A 17,774-nucleotide genomic window follows, 5' to 3' on the forward strand; every position below is an offset into this window, starting at 1 on the left:
TGCCCCCTCCGGGACGGCGAGCGCTCTGCTCCCCGGCCTCAGACGAGGGCGATCTCGGGCACCTCGCCGGTGACGGGCATCAGGCCCTGCGTCTTCTCCGCGATTTCCTCGGCGCTCACACCGGGTGCCCGCTCCACGAGGCGGAAGCCGGAGCCGGTGACGTCGAGGACCGCGAGGTCGGTGATGATCCGGGAGACGACGCCGCGGCCCGTGAGCGGCAGCTCGCAGCGCTCGAGCAGCTTGAGCGAGCCGTCCTTGGCGGTGTGGTCCATGAGCGCGATGACGCGCTTGGCGCCGTGCACGAGGTCCATCGCGCCGCCCATGCCCTTGACCATCTTGCCGGGGATCATCCAGTTCGCGATGTCGCCGTTGCCGGCCACCTGCATGCCGCCCAGGATCGCCGCGTCGATCTTGCCGCCGCGGATCATCGCGAAGCTCTCCGAGGAGTCGAAGTAGGCCGCCCCCGGCAGCATCGTCACGGTCTCCTTGCCCGCGTTGATGAGGTCGGGATCGAGCTGGTCCTCGGTGGGGTAGGGGCCCACGCCCAGCAGACCGTTCTCGGACTGGAGGACCACGTTCACGCCCTCGGGGATGTAGTTGGGCACGAGGGTGGGCATGCCGATGCCCAGATTGACATAGGAGCCGTCGGCGAGCTCGGCGGCCGCGCGGGCGGCCATCTGGTTGCGGGTGAGCGCCATGTCAGGCCTCCTTCAGGGTGGTCTTCTCGATGGGCTTGTCCGCGGCCTGTTCGGGCGTGAGCGGCAGCACCCGGGTGACGTAGACGCCGGGCAGGTGGACGCAGTCCGGATCGATCTCGCCGACCTCGACGAGCTCCTCGACCTCCGCGATCGTGATGCGCCCGGCCTTGGCCGCCGGGGGGTTGAAGTTCTGCGCGGACTTGTTGAAGACCAGATTGCCGGCGCGGTCGCCCTTCGCCGCGCGCACGAGTGCGAAGTCCGGTGCCAGCGACTTCTCGAGGACGTACTCCTTCTCCTCGCCGAACGTGTCGAAGCTCCTCACCTCCTTGGCGGGGGACTCCTTCACGACGGTGCCCTGGTCGTCGTACTTCCACGGGATGCCGCCGTCGGCCACCTGCGAGCCCACACCGGTGACGGTGTAGAAGGCGGGGATGCCCGCACCGCCGGCGCGCAGCTTCTCGGCCATCGTGCCCTGCGGGGTCAGCTCGACCTCGAGCTCACCGGAGAGGTACTGCCGCGCGAACTCCTTGTTCTCGCCCACATAGGAGGCGATGATGCGGCTGATCTGCCGGGTTTCGAGCAGCTTGCCCAGGCCGCGGCCGTCCACGCCCGCGTTGTTGGAGATGACCTCGAGGTCGCCCACGCCCTTCTCGCGGATCGCGTCGATGAGTACCTCGGGGACGCCCACGACCCCGAATCCGCCCACCGCGATCTGGGAGCCGTCCGCGATGTCCGCGACGGCCTCGGCAGCTGTTGCAACGGTTTTGTCCATGGGGCCGATTATGGCACGTGCGCCACTTCACAGGTGACGGCGGCTCATTCCGGCGGGAGCACGAGCAGGCCGCTCGTGAGCGCGGTGAGCACCGCCCGCCATTCGTCCGCGGAGGTCGGCAGGGCGGTCACCGCAGTCTCCGCCCGCGCGCCTGCCTCGGTCCCGGGGTTCTCCGTTCCGGCGGCCTCTGCGGCGAGAAGCGCGGCGAGGTCCAGCTCCTCCGTGCTCTCGGCATTCCCCGTGCGCACGAGCGCGACCTCCGCGATCGGGGTGTCATCGGCATGGCCGCGCACGGCGGAGGAGAAGTCCGTGAAGCCCGCGGGCACCTCGAGCGACAGGACCAGCGGGGCGGCCGCGTAGACGAGGACCTCCTCCGCCGAGGCCGTCACCGCCTCCTGTGCCGAGTCCTCGTGGGCGAGCGCGATCCAGTCCCCGGTGAGCTCCCCGGCGTCTGCGGGGTCGCCGCCTGCGGGATCGAGCGCGCGCACAGCTGCGCCGAGGCTCCACGCGGCCAGTGCGCCGGCGAGCGCCCGCCAGTGCAGGCGCCGGTCGACGAGCCCGAGCTCCCGGTCCGGCCCCACCTCGAGCTCCGCGAGGAGCCCGGCCGATTTGCGGACCCAGTTCGCGAACACGGGGCCGGTGAGCTCGAGCAGCCCTCCCTCGCCGTCCTCCCAGCGCAGGACGGGGCGGCGCCGGGCCGAGAGGGTGTCGATGAGGGTGTGCATGTGTCTCCTGAGGGGTGTGCGGGTTCGGGTGCCGGGCGGCTCAGCGCGGGCTGAGCGAGATGCGGACATCGCAGCCGGCGGGCGCGCCGTTGTCCTGCCACAGCCACGCCGCCTCCGCCCCGAGGTCCTCGGCCGCGAGCGCTGTCTCGATGCGTTCCACGAGCGCGCCCAGGCCCACCGCGGCCTCGACGAGGCGGTTGCCGCCGGCCTCGGCGGACTCGGGCCCGCGTCGCGGACGGAGCGTGATGAGGGAGCCCGAGCCGCGGACGCTCACGGACCAGGACCGCTGTCCGGGCGTGCGGGGAGCGCCCTGGCGGGCGACGGCCAGCGCCCGCTCGGCGCGGGCGAGCAGATCCTCGGAATCGTCGGCCGAGGGCGGGACGATCTCCGCGGAGGCGTGGTCGGCGCCGAGCGCGACCCAGACGGACTCCGCGCTGCCGGTGCGGAACCAGTCGTCGGCCAGCGGGCGGGTGAGGGCGGCCGCGGCGGTCTCCTCGCGAGCACCTGCTTCCTCCGGGAGCGCGTCCGCCACCGCCTCGGCCACCCCGCGCACGACGGCGGCCGGGCGGCCCCGCGCGGAGCCCTTGACGAGGTCCGCGGCGGCGGCGATCTCGTCGGCTACGGCCCGCACGGTGAGCGACTGGGTGCGGCCGGTGTCGTCGGGCAGGCCCCGCTGCGAGTCGAGCGGGACGATGCCCGCGCAGCCGAGGGCGATGTCGGACACGCCCACCCGCCAGGGCCGGGAGGAGGTGTCGGAGACGATGACGCCCACGCGGACGCGGAACAGCCGCTCCAGGCTCTCCCGGACGGCGGCGGCAGAGGCATCGGCGTCCTCGGGCTGCAGCAGCACCGCCTGTCCGGCCTCGGCGGCGTGCGGCTCCGCTCCGGCGGGAGACGGTGCGTCGAGGTTCGAGGTGTCGAGGCCGGCCGCGGCCTGGATCGTGCCGGCCGCCGTGCGCATGATGCTCACGGTCCGTCCGGAGGCGTACCTGCGGCGTGCGACCACGTGCGTTCCCACGGCGTCGACGAGCCGTTCGAACTCCTCCCGCGAGTCCGCGCGTGCGAAGGCGCCCTCGGCCTTGGAGACGATCTTCGAGGCGATGACGAGCACATCGCCGTCCTTGAGCTCCAGGCCGGAAGCCCGCAGCGCAGCGCCCAGCTCGCGGCCGAGGTCGGCGCCCGGGCGGATGCGGCCGATCCCGGGCACCGCATAGGCGGTGAGGAGGCGGCTGGGCTCCTGTGCGGGCTGCCGGCGGCCGGACGGGGCCGGACCGGGGCGCGGGTGGCCGGGCTGTGCGGAGGAGGCGGACTCTGACGGCATGGGGCCATCATTCCAGAGCCCGCAGGCGCCGGCCCCCGCGGCGGTCCCGCCGGACTTCGGAGGTTTCGGCGGCTCAGGCTTCGCTCCGGCAATTCACATGCGACCACAGGTTGTGCCGGGGTCCGCTCAGCCGCACAACATCTAGTGGAAGCTCCTCCGCGAGCGGGCGGCACGTGCTCGAACGCGCGTTCTAAAAGGGGGCAATGTACCGTAACCCGGCTTGACCCAGGGGAACGACACGCGTGTAATTCCTAGTGTGAGCGTCGCCGGAACACCGACGGCATAAGGGGGATACCAGTGGCAGAAGCACGCAGGCTCGGTGCCGTACCCGAGCAGCGGAGGTCCGAGCCGCGCGAATCCGTGGGGGAACGCGCCGCGCAGGACTGGTTCGTGGAGCCGGGGGCCGGAGCAGGCCCGCAGCGGTGGGACCCGCTCGACCTCGACCCGGTCTCCCTCGTCCCGCGCCCCCGTGAGGGCGGGCTGCTCGCCGAGGAGCTGGGCGGTGAGGGCCTCACCGCCGACGTTCTCAGCGCCCCTCTCACCGGCGATGTCGGCGAGGCCGTGTCCCCGCTGTCGATCCTCCTGGGAGGCTCGGGCGAGGGCGATCTCGCCTGGCAGGACCAGGCGCTGTGCGCACAGACCGATCCCGAGGCGTTCTTCCCCGAGAAGGGCGGCTCGACCCGCGAGGCGAAGAAGGTGTGCGCCTCGTGCGAGGTGCGCTCCGAGTGCCTCGAGTACGCCCTGGCGAACGACGAGCGCTTCGGCATCTGGGGCGGCATGTCCGAGCGTGAGAGGCGACGGCTCAAGAAGCAGGCTGTGTGAGCGATCGCGTCAGCATCGTCACGGACTCGCAGGACGCCGCCGGGGACTTCGCCCGGGCGCTCGAGGCCGGTGCTGACTGGATCTGGCTCCTGGGGCCCGAGGACGTCCCGCAGCCGGAGGCGCTCGAGAGCCTCCTCGAGGTCGCGCACTCCGGTGACTCCGTGGGCCTCGTGGGCCCGCGGCTGCAGGTTCGCGGCACGGACCGGCTCGCCTCCGCGGGGGTGACGACGACGGCCGCCGGTCTGCGCGTCAACCCCGTCCGGCCGGGCGAGGTCGATCAGGGGCAGTACGTCCGCACCGAGGACGTCTACGCGCTCGATGCGCACGGCCTGCTCGTCTCCGCCGACGCGGCGGCCCGCCTGGGCCCGCCCGCGTCCGCCCTGCCCTCCTCCTACCGGGGCATCGACTACTCGCGCCGGGCGCGTGACGCCGGCCACCGCGTCGTCCTCGCACCCACTGCCGTGGTGGAGGTGCCCGCTCACGCCGCGCGCGCCCTCGTGTCCTCGCCGCGCCCGCTGCGCTCGGCCGCCGATGCCCGCGCCGAGCACCGCCACCGCCTCTCCCGCACCCGCCGCGCCGTGGCCTGGCCGCTCGCCCTCGGCCTCCTCCTCACCGCGTTCGGCGCCGCTCTCGGCCGGCTGGCCTCCAACGATCCCGCAGGCGCCGGCCGCTGGCTGCGCGCGGCCGCCCGCCTCGGCGGGGACTCCCGGGCCGTGGCCGCGCTCCGGCGCACCGCCCCGCGCACCGAGCCGGCCCCCGGTCTCCTGGCCGCCCGGGGGGAGCTCGCGATCGCGCGCCGCGAGCAGCGGGAGACGGGTGCGGACGGCACGGCGGCCTGGTGGCAGCGTGAGCCCGAGGCGCACGGCCCCGAGCGCACCGGCGCCGAGGCGGCCACGAACACGGGTGAGGAGCTGCAGTCCTTCTCGCGCATCGACACGGGTGCCTCGCGCAGCGTGCTCGCCCACCCGCTCACCTGGGTGCTCCTGGCGCTCCTGGCAGCCGGCGGCGTCCTCGGCATGCGGCTGCTCGGCCCCGGCGCGCTCACCGGCGGGGCGCTGCCGCGCCTCGATGTGGGCATGGACCAGATCCTCGGACGCCTCTTCAGCCTGCGCCACGAGGCCGGCCTCGGCTCCCGCGCGCCCGCCGACCCCCTCCTCGCGGTCCTCGCGGTCCTCGCGGTGCCGTTCCTCGGCAGCGCCGACACCGCGGTGCGCACCGTGCTCCTGCTCGCTCCCGCCGCAGCGGCCCTGCTCATGTACGCCTCGGCCGGGACGCTCACCCGCTCGCGGGCCGTGCGTGCGCTGCTCGCGCTCGTCTGGGGCGCGGCGCCCGCCCTGCTGCTCTCGGTGACGAGCGGCCGCATCGGCACAGTCCTCGCCTGGCTGCTGCTCCCGGTCGCGGTCCGCGCCCTGCGCACCGCCGTGCTGCGCAGGAGCATCGAGGCCTCCGCGGCGGCCGGTCTCGCACTCGCGGTCGTGTGCGCGGGCATGCCCGTGCTGCTCCTCCCGGCGCTGCTCCTGTGCGCCGTCCTCGTCCTGCGCACCCGCAGGCTCCGGCTCCTCTGGACGCTCGCGCCGGTCCTCGCCCTCCACGCTCCCTGGCTCGTGGGCGCGCTGCGGCACCCGGACGCGCTGCTGGCCGATCCCGGGGCCGTCCTCCCGTACCCCGTGGCCCGCTCCTGGGGCCTGCTCCTCGGCTGGCCCGAGGTCCCCGTCTCGCAGGTCCTCTCCGGTTCTTCCGCGGGGGACTGGGTGTGGCTCCTGCCGCTCGTCTCGGTGCCGCTCCTGCTCGCGGTGAGCGCGGCGTACCTGCGGCCCTCCGCCCCCGACGGGCTCGTGGTCGCCTCGACCGTCCTCACGGTGGGCGGGCTCAGCCTCGCGATCGCGCAGACCATGACGGGGGCCGGCATCACCGCCGCGCGCATGGTCTCGGCCTGGCCGGGGGCCGGCCTCGCACTGCTCACACTGGGCGCCTGCGGTCTGCTCGCCTCGGGCCAGCTGCGCGGCGGGGGCAGACGCGGAGCCGAGCTGCGCCCGAGGTCCCCGCTCACCCGTGCCGCGATGACCGCCGCGGCGGCCTCGGCGGTGCTCGTGCTCGCGGCGGTGACGGTCGAGGGCGCGATCGCCGGCACGCAGATCGGCAGGACGCAGGACGCGCGGCTGCCGGTCTACGCGGGCGAGCGCGCCGCCGGTCCGCTCGCACAGCGCACACTCGTCCTCGAGGTCGCCGGCGGCGAGGTCGCCGGCCGGCTGGCCCGGGCGGACACCGGCAGCGTCCTCGACTCCTCCACCGTCGCGACCGCCGCCCAGGTCCGCGGCTTCCCGCCCGAGCGCAGACCCGTGGACCTCGACGCCGCGGACACCGCGCTCGCGGAGGCCGTGGGCGGACTGACCTCCGGCGCGGGCGCCGGGCAGGCGCTCGCGGACCTCGGCGTGGGCTTCGTCGTGCTCTCCGGTGAGGAGGGCGAGGACCTCGAGGACGCCTCGCGCGCGGTGTCCTCGACCCGGGGGCTGACCCGGCTGGGCGATGCCGACCAGGGCCGCCTGTGGCAGGTCGAGGACGCCGGGGGTGCGGAGCCGGCGTGGGCGCGGACCGTGGACGGCAGCGGTGCCGTCCGGCCGGTCCCCGTGGTGGACGGGACCGTCGAAGTGCCGGAGGGGGAGCCGGGCAGGCTCCTCGTCCTCGCCGAGCGCGAGGGCGCCCTCGGGGCGCGGACGAGCGCCGGAGCGCTCGGGGAGGCGGAGCCGGCCGGGGGGTGGGCGCAGACCTATGCGCTGCCCGGCGAGGCCGTGAGCGTGTCGCTGAGCGCCTCGCCGTGGTGGTTCCGCGTTCTCGGGGCCGGTGCGGGTCTCGCCCTCCTCGTGTGCGTCGTCGTCGCCCTGCCCATCGGAAGGGGTGAGCGCGGATGAGCGGCGTCTCCCGCACCGCCGCGACGGCGGCCGGGGTCGCGGTGCCGGCCGTCCTCGTCGCCGTCACGGCCTTCCTCGCGCCGCTGCCCGCCGGTTCGGGAGCCCGCGGGCCCGAGCAGATCCGGCTGCCCGTCCAGGACACCGTGTCCGTCTGCCCGGGACCGCTCGCGCTCGGCGCAGAGGCCGAGGGCCTCGACGAGGAGTTCGCCTCCGCGGGGGCGCCGGACACGCGGGCACGCGCCGTCACCGTCGAGACGGGTGCCCCGGACGGCTCCAGCCGCGCCGCCGCGATCCGGGCCGAGACGTTCGGCCTGCAGCCGGCGAGCGGCGGTGCCGGCTCCTCGGGCGGGGCCGATGCCGAGGACTCTCCGGCCGAGGGCGCCGCCGGCGAGGACCTGAGCGCCGAGCGCGAGGTCCGCTTCGAGACCGGCGCGGGCGATCCCTTCGTCACGGGCAGCGATCACATCGACGGGCCCGCGCTCTTCACTGGCCTCGCCGCCGAGGAGAGCCCCGCGCTCACCTCGGCGGTGCAGACGGCGCAGGCGGACGAGGGCGATCTCGCCGGGCTCGCCGCGCACTCGTGCGACCGCACGGTCAGCCGCGCGGTGTTCTCCGGCGCGAGCACGATGACCGGCGACGATGCGAGGCTGCTCCTCGGCAATCCCACGGACGCCCCCGTGAGCGTGCGGATCGCGCTCACGGGGGAGACCGGGCCGGTCGACATCGCCGGAGCCGATGCCCTCACGGTCGCCCCGCACTCGGTCCGCGATGTGCCCCTCGGAGCGCTGGCGACGGGCGTGCCGGTGCTGGGTGCGGAGGTCGCGGCCGAGGACGGCCGGGTCTCCGCCGTGCTCCAGCACGTGCGCCGCGACGGCCTGGACGCGCGCGGGATCGAGTACGCGGCGGCCGAGGCCGGATTCGCGGAATCCGTCTCCGTGCCGGTCGCGACGGTCGGTCCCCTCCGGCTGCGCGTGACCAATCCGGGAGACGAGGCCGTCACGGCCGAGCTCAGCGGCTTCTCCGCCGAGGGCCCCGTCCCGCTCGAGGCCGGGAGCGTGTCCGTGCCCGCACGCGGCACCGCCGAGGTGGAGCTGGGCGAGGGCCTGGGCGAGGGCAGCGTGCGCGTGAGCGCCGACGCCCCCGTCTCGGCCTCGGCGCTCGTGACGGCGGAGACGGGACCCGGGGAGGATCTCGCGCACTACGCGGCGGCGGAGCCCCTCGGCGACACGCAGCTCCTCGTGCTCCCCGAGCTGCCGGCGGACGAGTCCGAGGGCGGGGACGACGCGGAGGGCGAGTCCGGGGAGGGTGAGGACTCTGCGGACGGCTCCGCGGACGCAGTGGAGTCCGGCGGCAGCCTCGTGCTCTCGGAGGGCTCGGGCACGGTCGAGATCGCGGCCATCGGGGCCGAGGGCGCGCAGACGGACTCCCGCCTCGTGGAGCTGGCCGCGGACCGGGCGACGGTCCTCGGCCTCGGCGACTTCCCCGGCGCCACCGCGCTCGAGCTGCGCAATCCCGCCGGGGCGGAGGTCTCCGCGGCGCTGGGCGTGCGGACCGGTGCGGGCGTGAGCGGCCTCGCCGTGCCCGCCCCGCCCACCGGCGTGGACTACCGGGACGTGCGCCTGGAGCGCTGAGCGCTCAGTGCAGCAGGGCTCTTCAGCGCAGCAGGTCGCCGGGATCGCGGCCCGTGAGCAGTCCCGCCTGATCGGCGAGGACGCCGGCGAGCAGCTCCGTGAGCTCGGCATCCGTCTCGCAGCGGGCGATGACGGGCAGCCGGTGGATGACGATCGCGGCGGGCACGGACCTCTCCGCAGGCCGGACGCAGGCGAGCTCGAGCCCGGCCTCGGGGGCGGGCACATCGTCGACGAAGAGGTCGACCGAGTCCAGTTCGCCCGCCGCCCGCTCGCGGATGTCGGCGAAGAGGGCGCCGGCGCGGCGCGCGAACTCCTGCGCGCGGGAGCGGACGGCGGGCACGCGGCCGCGGAAGACCACGGGCGTGCGGCCGTGGCGCTCGTGCCTTCTCCGTGATCCCATATGCGCGAGTGTAGGCCTGCGGAGCGGGGGAGGCGAGGAGGGAGGCGAGGCGTCGGAGGGAGGTGCTGGGCACCGGCCGGCCGGCCGGCCGTCCGGCGGGCCGGGCGGCGGGCGGACCGCCTGACCGGCGGAGAGGGCCGCGCATGTAGAATCGCAGACGTGTCAGGAGTCCGCATGTGTTCGAAAGCCGGCTGCGCCGCGAGCGCCCGTTCCACGATGACGTACGTGCACAGCGATGCCACCGTCGTCGTCGGGCCGCTGGCCACGCGGGCCGAGCCCGGCGCCCTCGATCTGTGCGGCGCGCATGCCGAGCGCATGACCGCCCCGCAGGGCTGGACCCTGCTGCGGCTGGAGACCGGCGACGAGGTGCCGGAGCGCTCCCGCGACGATCTGCTCGCGATCGCCGATGCGGTGCGCGAGGCCGCCCGGCCCCGCCGCGAGCGCGACCGTCCCGCTCCCGCGGTCTCCGGGGGCAAGGGCCACCTCCGGGTGATCGCGGAGACCGCCGACTGAGCACCGCACACAGCAGCCGTGCGCGCGGCAGCGCCACCGGCCCTGAGGTGCGGCTTCCCAGACAGACCGCCGCCCCGGACGGACGGCACCGCCCCGACAGACAGCGAGGGACCATGACCGACACCTCCGCCGCGGACCGCACCCGCGCCGCCCGCTTCGACCGTGTGCTGGGCGCCTACGACCTCCGCGGACGGATCGGTGCGGATCTCGACGAGGATCTGCTCTTCTCCCTGGGCTGGGGTGCGGCCGTGCACTTCCGCGAGGCCGCGCACGGCGGCGCCGAGGAGATCGTCATCGGCTGCGATATGCGCCCGGACTCGCCCCGCTTCGCCCGTGCCGCCGCCGCCGGCGTGCGTGCGGCGGGGCTGCGCGCACGCTATGTGGGGATGTGCTCGACGGACCAGCTCTACTTCGCCTCGGGCCACTGGGACATGCCGGGCCTCATGGTCACGGCGAGCCACAACCCCGCCGGCTACAACGGTGTGAAGGTCTGCGGTCCCGGGGCCGCCGGCGTCTCCCGCGAGGCGGGGCTGGGCGCCATCCGGGACGCCGCACTCACGGCTCCGGATCCCGCGGCTCAGGACTCCGCCGCCGGAGCGCCGTCACTGCCGGAGCCGGACGCTGAGCGCGCCGCCGAGCTCGCACGCGCGTTCGCCGAGCGGCTGCGGGCGCTCACTGGCCTGGACGCACTGACCGCCGCGGAGTGCGGGGGCTCACGGCTCACGGTCGTCGCGGATGCGGGCAACGGCATGGCCGGCAAGCTCCTGGGCGAGGTCTTCGGCACCGACTGCGGACTGGAGGCCGTGCCGCTCACGGTGATCGGGCTGTACACGGAGCTCGACGGCACCTTTCCCAACCACCCGGCCAATCCGCTCGTGCCGGAGAACCTCGCCGATGTGCGCGCCGCCGTGCTCGCACACGGGGCCGACCTCGGGCTGGCCTTCGACGGGGACGCCGACCGCTGCTTCTTCATCGACGGGACCGGCGAGGTGCTCTCGCCCTCGGCGGTGGGCGCGCTCGTCGCCGAGCGCGAGATCGCCCGGGCCCGCGCCGCCGGTGAGGAGACGCCCGTCGTCCTCCACAACCTCATCACCTCGCGGATCGTCGCGGAGACGGTCGAGGCCGCAGGCGGCCGGGCCGTGCGGACGCCGGTGGGGCACTCCGGCATCAAGCGGCTCATGCGCGAGCACGACGGCGTGTTCGCCGCCGAGCACTCGGCCCACTTCTACTTCCGCGACTTCTACTCCGCGGACTCCGGGATGCTCGCCGCCTGCCACCTCATCGCGATCCTCACCGGCACCGAGGCGAGTGCGGCGGAGCTCGTGGCCGCACGCGAGCGCTATGTCGCCTCGGGCGAGATCAACTCGGAGGTCGCGGACCCGGACGCCGTGCTCGCGGACTTCGAACGGCGCGCGCGGGCCGGGGAGTTCGGCCCTGGCGAGGTGGACGTCTTCGACGGCGTCTCCCTCGAGGGTGCGGACTTCTGGGCCAATGTCCGCAGATCGAACACGGAGCCGCTCGTGCGCTTCAACTGCGAGACCACCGACCCCGCAAGGACGCGGTCCCTCACGGAGGCCGTCCTGGCCCGCGTGCGGGCCCGTGCGTAAGGAGAAGGCAATGACGAACCCCGCAGCGACGACCCCCACGACCCCGGCGGTGCTGGGCGCGGACGACTTCCGCGTCGCCGATCTCGCGCTCGCCGAGGCCGGCCGCCACCAGATCCGCCTCGCCGAGCGCGAGATGCCCGGCCTCATGGCACTGCGCGAGGAGTACGCGGGGGCCCTGCCGCTGGCCGGGGCGCGGATCGCGGGCTCCCTGCACATGACGGTGCAGACGGCCGTCCTCATCGAGACCCTCACGGCCCTCGGCGCCGAGGTGCGCTGGGCCTCCTGCAACATCTTCTCGACGCAGGACGAGGCCGCCGCGGCCGTCGTCGTGGGCGCGGGCACGCCCGAGGCGCCCGCCGGTGTGCCGGTGTTCGCCTGGAAGGGGGAGACCCTCGACGAGTACTGGTGGTGCACCGACCGGATCTTCCGGTTCCCGGCCGCGGGCGCCGCCGCTGCCGGGGCGGGCGCCACCGGTCTCGCGGGCCCGACCCTCATCCTCGACGACGGCGGGGATGCCACGATGTACCTGCTCGAGGGCGCCCAGGCGGAGGCGAGCGGGGGCGTGCCCGCCGACGGCGAGGACGATCCCGCCGAGGTCCGCGCCTTCCGTGCGCGCCTGCGCACCGCGCTCGCGGATTTCGCGGCAGAGGGCGCTCAGGGGACGTTCGGCCGGTTCGCCGAGCAGCTTGCGGGTGTCAGCGAGGAGACCACGACGGGCGTCAACCGCCTCTACCGCCTCGCGGAGGAGGGGCGGCTGCCGTTCCCGGCGATCAACGTCAACGACTCCGTGACGAAGTCGAAGTTCGACAACCGCTACGGCATCCGGCACTCCCTGCCCGACGGCCTCAACCGCGCCACGGACGTGCTCATCGGCGGCAAGGTCGCACTCGTGATCGGCTACGGCGATGTGGGCAAGGGCGCGGCCGAGGCGATGGCCGGCCAGGGCGCGCGCGTCCTCGTGAGCGAGGTCGATCCCATCTGCGCGCTGCAGGCGGCGATGGACGGCTACCAGGTCGTCACGACCGCCGAGGCCGTGGAGCAGGCGGACTTCGTCATCACGACGACGGGCAACACCCGGGTGCTCGCGGTCGAGGACATGCAGCGCCTCAAGCCCGGCGCGATCGTGGGCAATGTGGGCCACTTCGACGACGAGATCGACCTCGCCGGCCTCGCCAAGCTGCCCGGTGCGCAGGCGCTCGAAATCAAGCCGCAGGTGCACGAGTGGACGTTCCCGGCCGCCGAGGGCACGGGCCGGGAGAGGACGAGCATCCTCGTCCTCTCCGAGGGGCGCCTGCTCAATCTCGGCAATGCGACGGGGCACCCGAGCTTCGTCATGAGCGCCTCGTTCACCAATCAGGTGATGGCGCAGATCGAGCTGCACGCGGGTGAGGCCGCGTACGCGAACGACGTGCACCGCCTGCCCAAGGCGCTCGACGAGAAGGTCGCCCGCCTGCACCTGCCGGCGCTCGGTGCTCACCTCATGGAGCTCACGAAGGAGCAGGCCGAGTACATCGGCGTGGACGTCGCAGGCCCCTACAAGCCGGACCACTACCGGTACTGATAGTCCTCAATACCGCCGAGTGAGCGGCTCCTGTCGGTCTGAGCGTCGCAGACCGACAGGAACCGCTCATTCGACGGGTTAGGGGCCGCTCAGCTCAGGTGCAGCCCGTGGGGCAGGGTCCCCACCCGCTCGCGGAAGCGGCCGGCGACGGCCTCCGTGCGGCGCTGCCGCTCCCCGTACTCCCAGCGGCTGCGGGCGATGACGGCGGAGAGGAACATCTCCGGTGTGGTGCCGGGCGGGGGCGCAGGCGCGACGTAGGGGTTGAGCTCCTCGGCGAGCTCGATCGCCCGCTCGCGGCGCGAATCCGGGGTCCGCTGCGAGGCGGTCGTGAGGAACTGGACGATCCGGTAGTGCAGTCCCGCGGGGATCGGCGAGACATCGGCCTGCGGGATCCATGCGTGCAGGTGGGGTGCGAGGACGATCTGCTCCGGCCTCGGCGCCCGTGCGCGCTCGCTCACGGCCAGGGTGCCGGCCAGCATGTCGCCGAGGCGCTTGCAGCGCGGTGAGAGCAGGCCCGCGAGCGCTGCCACCCCGCCGCCGGTCGCGAGCACCTCGAACTGCCACAGGAGCGCGCGGATGAGCGCATGGCGGAATCCGATCGCGCCGCCGTCGTCGCGGACCACGCGCAGGCCCAGCGCGAGCTTCCCGAGCGAGCGGCCGTGGGAGAAGGCCTCGACGGCGCAGGGGATCGCGACCGTGGTGAAGACGGTGAGCAGGATGAGCGCGGAGTTCATGAGCAGGTCGAACTGCGCGCCCAGGGCTCCGAGCGTCCAGGCCGCGGAGGCGAAGAGCGCGATGTAGACGATGAGGTAGGCGATGTAGTCGATCAGCGCGGAGAGGGCGCGCGCGGCGTAGTGGGCCGGCTGCACGCGGAGTGCGACCGCTTCTCCTGTCACCAGCACGCTCATGTGCCCCATCGTGCCACAGACGGGTGCGGTCGCCCGGCACCGGTGAGTAGGGTGGGGTGCATGGATCCCGCACTCCTCGCCCAGCTGCACGGCGGCGACTGGCAGCGCCTGTCGGAGCTGGCGAAGCGGCGGACGCTCACGAGTGCGGAGGCCTCCGACTTCCTCACGCTCTACCGCACGGCCTCGAAGGACCTCTCGCGGATCCTCACGGTGGCGCCGGACTCCGAGGCCGCGGCCAGGCTCTCGGTCATCGTCCACCGGGCGCGCACGCACCTGTCCGGGATCCCGCGCGGTCCGGGCTCGGCCCTCGTCCGGTTCGCGGTGCGCTCGCTGCCGGCGGCGCTCTATCAGCTGCGGTGGATGCTGCTGGGCGTGACGGTGGTCTTCCTCGGCTCTGCGGTGGGTGCGGCGGTCTGGGCGCTCAGCACCCCCGATGTGCTCGACTCCCTCATGCCCCCGGAGGCGCAGCGGCAGCTGGCCGAGCACGATTTCGTCGACTACTACAAGGAGAACCCCAACTCCGTGTTCGCGGTGGGGGTGTGGACCAACAACGCGTGGATCGCGGTGCAGTGGGTGGCGCTGGGCATCACGGGCTTCTACGTGCCGATGGGCCTCGTGGCCAACGGGGTGAATGTGGGGATCTCCGCCGCAGTCATGCACGATCAGGGCTACGCCGGGGACTTCTGGTCCTATATCCTGCCCCACGGGATCCCGGAGATCACGTGCATCCTCATCGCCGCGGCGGCGGGGATGCGCATCTTCCTCGCCTGGGTGCTTCCGCGCGCGATGACGCGGGGCCAGGCGCTCGCGAAGGAGGCCCGCTCGCTCATCACGGTGGCAGGCGGGCTCGTCCTCTTCCTCTTCCTGTCCGGGCTGGTGGAGGGCTTCGTGACGCCCAACCCCCTGCCGGTGTGGCTGAAGATCGCGATCGGCGTGCTGCTCACGCTCGGGATCTTCGCCTATGCGACGGCGCTGGGTCGTCCCGTCGTCCTGGCAGGCGGCGACGGGGACCTCGAGGCCGAGCGCGCCGGCTACACGACGGTGGCGGCGTACTAGGGGCGGCGGGACGCGGGAACTGCTCGCATCCCGTCGCTGCTCCGCTGCGGCCGGTCGCCCACGGCGAGGGGATGTCCGGCTGCGAGCATCCTGCGCGGGCTCGTCATTCCGGGGCGATGACGGCCAGTCCGTGAGCGCGAGCCGCTTCGGCGAGGATGCTGGTGATCAGCACCTGGTCGATGCGGTGGCGCACGCCGATGCGGCGCAGTTCGGTCTCCAGGAGATCGCTGGAAACCACGGTCGGCCCATCGTCGAGGCAGGTGCGCAGGGCCTCCGACTCCCGCGTTCCGGCCCCGCTCCTCACATCCTGCCGGAGGTCTTGAGCGCGATGTAGAGATCGGCGAGCGCCGGCGGCAGGTTCTCCGGCGATTCGTGCACCGAGTGCACGCCCAGGGCGGACAGGGCGTGGCCGAGCGACTGCGCCTCGAGCAGCTCGCGCTCCGCGGCCGCTGCCCGGTAGGCCTGCGTCGTGGAATAGCGGCCCTCCCGCATCTCCTCGAGCGCGGGATCGGCGACGGAGGCGAGCGCGACGGTGTGTCTGCGGGCGAGCAGCGGCAGGGCCGGCAGCAGATCCTCGGCGATGGTCGGCGCGTCGAGCGCCGTGACGAAGACGACGAGCGAGCGCTGCGAGGTGAGTCGCAGGACCGTGGAGGTGATCTCCTCCCAGTCCGGTTCGAGCAGCTCGGGGAAGATCGGCGCGATGCGGCGCATGAGGGAGTCGAGCGGGGCCTGCCGGCCGAGCGGGCCCACGTGCGCCCGCACGCGCGCATCGGCGGCCAGCACCTCGACGCGGTCGCCGGATCCCGCGGCCAGCCCGGCCAGCAGCAGACCGGACTCGATCGCGGCGTCGAAGGCCGTGCCCTCGCCCACCCGCCGTGCGGCCAGCCGCGAGGAGTCGAGCACGATGATGACCCTCCGGTCGCGCTCGGGCCGGTAGGTCCGCACCATCAGCTCCCGCGCCCGCGCGGTCGCCCGCCAGTCGATGGAGCGCACATCGTCGCCGCGCACGTACTCGCGCAGGGAGTCGAACTCCGTGCCCGCGCCCTTGAGCATGACCGCGGTGCGCCCCTCGAGCTCGCGCATCCGGCGCAGCTTGGACTGCAGGTGCCTGCGGGAATGGAAGGGCGGCAGGACCGTGATCGCCGCGGGCACCTCGATGCTCCGCTGCCGCGCGACGAGCCCGAGCAGGGACCGCGAGCGCACCGTGACGCGGTCGGCTCGCAGCAGTCCGCGGCGGGTGGGAGTGAGCTCCACCCGGTGCTCATGGGACTCCCCGGGCCGCAGCCGCGCCCCGAACCGCGTGCCCCCGGGCCCCCGCGGGGCCGCACCGGCAGACGGCGCCCAGGCATCGCGCACCGAGAGCCGCAGGGTGCGCCGCCCCTCGTTGCGCAGCGTGAGCACCGCGTGCGTCGCCTCGCCGAGGCGGATCCGCGGCCCCGGCGTCCGCTGCAGTCCGAGGCCGGCCGGGTGCGGGGCCGCGAGCCAGTCCGCGAGCGCGGCGATGAGGAGGAAGCCCGCCATGACCGCGAGCGTCGTCCAGTGCGGACGCAGCAGCGACGGCACGCCCGCGAGCGCGGTGAGTGCGAGGAAGCGCCAGGTCGGGGCCATGGCTCAGCGGGGCACTGCGACGGTGTCGAGGATCGAGGCGAGCACGCGGTCCACCTGCGCTCCTTCCATCTGCGCCTCGGGCCGCAGCGTGATGCGATGGCGGAAGGTGCCGGGCACGAGCGCCTTGACATCGTCCGGCGTGACGAAGCCGCGGCCCGCCAGCCAGGCCTTCGCCTGTGCCGCGGCCAGCAGCCGGGTGGCACCGCGCGGGGACACGCCCAGCGCCAGCGACGGCGCGCGACGGGTCGCCTGCACGATGTCGACGATGTACGCGAGCACCTCGGGGGCGCAGTGCACCCGGCTCACGCGGGCGCCGGCCGCCAGCAGCTCGTCGGGCCCCGCGACCCGCTCGATCCCCGCATCGACGAGGCGGCGCGAATCGAAGCCCGCGGCGTGGCGGGAGAGGATCGCGAACTCGGTCTCGCGGTCCGGGAGGTCGAGCACGAGCTTGAACAGGAAGCGGTCGAGCTGCGCCTCGGGCAGCGGGTACGTGCCCTCGTGCTCGACGGGGTTCTGCGTCGCGGCGACGAGGAACGGCGAGGGCAGCCGGCGGGTGATGCCGTCGGTGCTCACCTGCCGCTCCTCCATCGCCTCGAGCAGGGCCGACTGGGACTTGGGCGGGGTCCGGTTGATCTCGTCGGCGATCATGAGGTTCGTGAAGACCGGGCCCTCGCGGAAGGAGAAGTCCCCGGACTTCGCATCGTAGACGAGCGAGCCGGTGACATCGCCGGGCATGAGATCGGGCGTGAACTGCAGGCGCTGGGAGTCCAGGTCGAGGGCTCGGGCCACCGCGCGCACCAGCAGGGTCTTGGCGACGCCGGGCACGCCCTCGAGCAGCACGTGCCCCTGGACGAGCAGGCCGATGACGATGCCCTCGACCGCGGCCTCCTGTCCCACGACGGCCTTCGCGGTCTCGTGCCGCACGCGGTGGAGGACCTCGCGCAGCCGCGCGTCATCCTCCGTGAGCCTCAGGGCCTGCGGCGGGGGAGCCGATGCTCCGCCCGCGGCAGGGTCCGCTGCCGCCCCGCGCTCCGACCGCGGTGGGGCGAAGCGCGCATCCGTCCCGGGTGCGCCCTGCGCGTGAGGGCCCGGCGCGTGGCCGCCCTGCGCGTGCGGCTCCTGGGAATGGGCGCCCGGTCGGAGCTGCATCGGCTGGCCGTGCTGACCCTGCGGGACCGGCTGACCGTAGGGGCCGGGCTGGCCCTGCTGATCGGGCTGGCCCTGCGGTGCGGGCCCGCCGTGC

16 protein-coding genes are annotated in these 17,774 nt (G+C 74.3%); 7 read left to right on the forward strand and 9 right to left on the reverse strand.

Annotated elements, in window-relative coordinates; all coding sequences use genetic code 11:
• Nucleotides 1–38 precede the first annotated feature (38 nt).
• From K318_RS0111805 to K318_RS21460, 4 genes are read right to left on the reverse strand one after another with little or no spacing between them, the layout of a single operon-like run.
• Nucleotides 39–698 carry a 3-oxoacid CoA-transferase subunit B gene (locus K318_RS0111805; protein WP_029089631.1) on the reverse strand — a complete coding sequence of 220 codons (660 nt, stop codon included), beginning with the start codon at nucleotides 696–698 and terminating at the stop codon, nucleotides 39–41.
• 1 nt (nucleotide 699) lies between these two features.
• The gene (locus K318_RS0111810; RefSeq protein ID WP_029089632.1) at nucleotides 700–1,470 is read right to left on the reverse strand and encodes a CoA transferase subunit A; all 771 of its coding nucleotides are present in this window, start codon (nucleotides 1,468–1,470) and stop codon (nucleotides 700–702) included.
• Nucleotides 1,471–1,514: 44 nt separating this feature from the next.
• Nucleotides 1,515–2,195 carry a TIGR03089 family protein gene (locus K318_RS0111815; protein ID WP_029089633.1) on the reverse strand — a complete coding sequence of 227 codons (681 nt, stop codon included), beginning with the start codon at nucleotides 2,193–2,195 and terminating at the stop codon, nucleotides 1,515–1,517.
• A 40-nt stretch (nucleotides 2,196–2,235) separates the two neighbouring features.
• A complete protein-coding gene (locus K318_RS21460) occupies nucleotides 2,236–3,516 on the reverse strand; it encodes a coenzyme F420-0:L-glutamate ligase (protein WP_084500124.1) in 1,281 nt (426 codons plus the stop codon).
• Between the two features lie 561 nt (nucleotides 3,517–4,077).
• Here K318_RS21460 and K318_RS25835 point away from each other — a divergent pair.
• Genes K318_RS25835 through K318_RS0111835 form a run of 3 tightly spaced genes read left to right on the forward strand, consistent with a single transcriptional unit; the run spans nucleotide 4,078 to nucleotide 8,878 of the window.
• Nucleotides 4,078–4,338 (forward strand): WhiB family transcriptional regulator, encoded by a 261-nt coding sequence (locus tag K318_RS25835; protein ID WP_035281821.1) that lies wholly within the window; start codon nucleotides 4,078–4,080, stop codon nucleotides 4,336–4,338.
• Nucleotides 4,335–7,247: a glycosyltransferase family 2 protein gene (locus K318_RS0111830; protein ID WP_029089635.1), complete on the forward strand. Its 2,913-nt coding sequence runs from the start codon at nucleotides 4,335–4,337 to the stop codon at nucleotides 7,245–7,247. Before K318_RS25835 ends, K318_RS0111830 begins: the two co-directional genes overlap by 4 nt.
• Nucleotides 7,244–8,878, forward strand: a complete 1,635-nt coding sequence (locus tag K318_RS0111835) for a DUF5719 family protein (protein ID WP_029089636.1) — start codon at nucleotides 7,244–7,246, stop codon at nucleotides 8,876–8,878. Before K318_RS0111830 ends, K318_RS0111835 begins: the two co-directional genes overlap by 4 nt.
• Nucleotides 8,879–8,900: 22 nt before the next feature.
• Here the strand turns inward: K318_RS0111835 and K318_RS0111840 are convergent, their stop codons facing one another.
• A complete protein-coding gene (locus K318_RS0111840) occupies nucleotides 8,901–9,278 on the reverse strand; it encodes a hypothetical protein (protein ID WP_156913973.1) in 378 nt (125 codons plus the stop codon).
• A gap of 174 nt (nucleotides 9,279–9,452) precedes the next feature.
• On the opposite strand from K318_RS0111840, the gene K318_RS0111845 reads away from it, so the two are divergent.
• The 3 genes from K318_RS0111845 (at nucleotide 9,453) to ahcY (ending at nucleotide 12,959) form a co-directional block, all read left to right on the forward strand.
• Nucleotides 9,453–9,791: a DUF3499 domain-containing protein gene (locus tag K318_RS0111845; protein WP_035281744.1), complete on the forward strand. Its 339-nt coding sequence runs from the start codon at nucleotides 9,453–9,455 to the stop codon at nucleotides 9,789–9,791.
• A 113-nt stretch (nucleotides 9,792–9,904) separates the two neighbouring features.
• Entirely contained in the window at nucleotides 9,905–11,398 is a 1,494-nt protein-coding gene (locus K318_RS0111850) for a phosphohexomutase domain-containing protein (RefSeq protein WP_029089639.1), read from the forward strand.
• A 10-nt stretch (nucleotides 11,399–11,408) separates the two neighbouring features.
• Nucleotides 11,409–12,959 carry an adenosylhomocysteinase gene (ahcY, locus tag K318_RS0111855; protein WP_029089640.1) on the forward strand — a complete coding sequence of 517 codons (1,551 nt, stop codon included), beginning with the start codon at nucleotides 11,409–11,411 and terminating at the stop codon, nucleotides 12,957–12,959.
• Nucleotides 12,960–13,048: 89 nt separating this feature from the next.
• Here the strand turns inward: ahcY and K318_RS0111860 are convergent, their stop codons facing one another.
• A complete protein-coding gene (locus tag K318_RS0111860; RefSeq protein ID WP_029089641.1) occupies nucleotides 13,049–13,867 on the reverse strand; it encodes an RDD family protein in 819 nt (272 codons plus the stop codon).
• Nucleotides 13,868–13,927: 60 nt separating this feature from the next.
• On the opposite strand from K318_RS0111860, the gene K318_RS0111865 reads away from it, so the two are divergent.
• Nucleotides 13,928–14,923: a stage II sporulation protein M gene (locus K318_RS0111865; protein WP_029089642.1), complete on the forward strand. Its 996-nt coding sequence runs from the start codon at nucleotides 13,928–13,930 to the stop codon at nucleotides 14,921–14,923.
• Between the two features lie 103 nt (nucleotides 14,924–15,026).
• Here the strand turns inward: K318_RS0111865 and K318_RS25760 are convergent, their stop codons facing one another.
• From K318_RS25760 to K318_RS0111880, 3 genes are all read right to left on the reverse strand, one after another.
• A complete protein-coding gene (locus tag K318_RS25760) occupies nucleotides 15,027–15,161 on the reverse strand; it encodes a hypothetical protein (protein WP_281170697.1) in 135 nt (44 codons plus the stop codon).
• Nucleotides 15,162–15,223: 62 nt separating this feature from the next.
• The gene (locus tag K318_RS0111875) at nucleotides 15,224–16,531 is read right to left on the reverse strand and encodes a DUF58 domain-containing protein (RefSeq protein ID WP_029089644.1); all 1,308 of its coding nucleotides are present in this window, start codon (nucleotides 16,529–16,531) and stop codon (nucleotides 15,224–15,226) included.
• 3 nt (nucleotides 16,532–16,534) lie between these two features.
• Complete coding sequence (locus tag K318_RS0111880; RefSeq protein WP_084500154.1) at nucleotides 16,535–17,680, reverse strand: AAA family ATPase; 1,146 nt, start codon at nucleotides 17,678–17,680, stop codon at nucleotides 16,535–16,537.
• Nucleotides 17,681–17,774: the final 94 nt, after the last annotated feature.

The organism is Brevibacterium album DSM 18261 (assembly GCF_000426445.1).
In the GTDB taxonomy this organism is placed as follows: domain Bacteria; phylum Actinomycetota; class Actinomycetes; order Actinomycetales; family Brevibacteriaceae; genus Brevibacterium; species Brevibacterium album.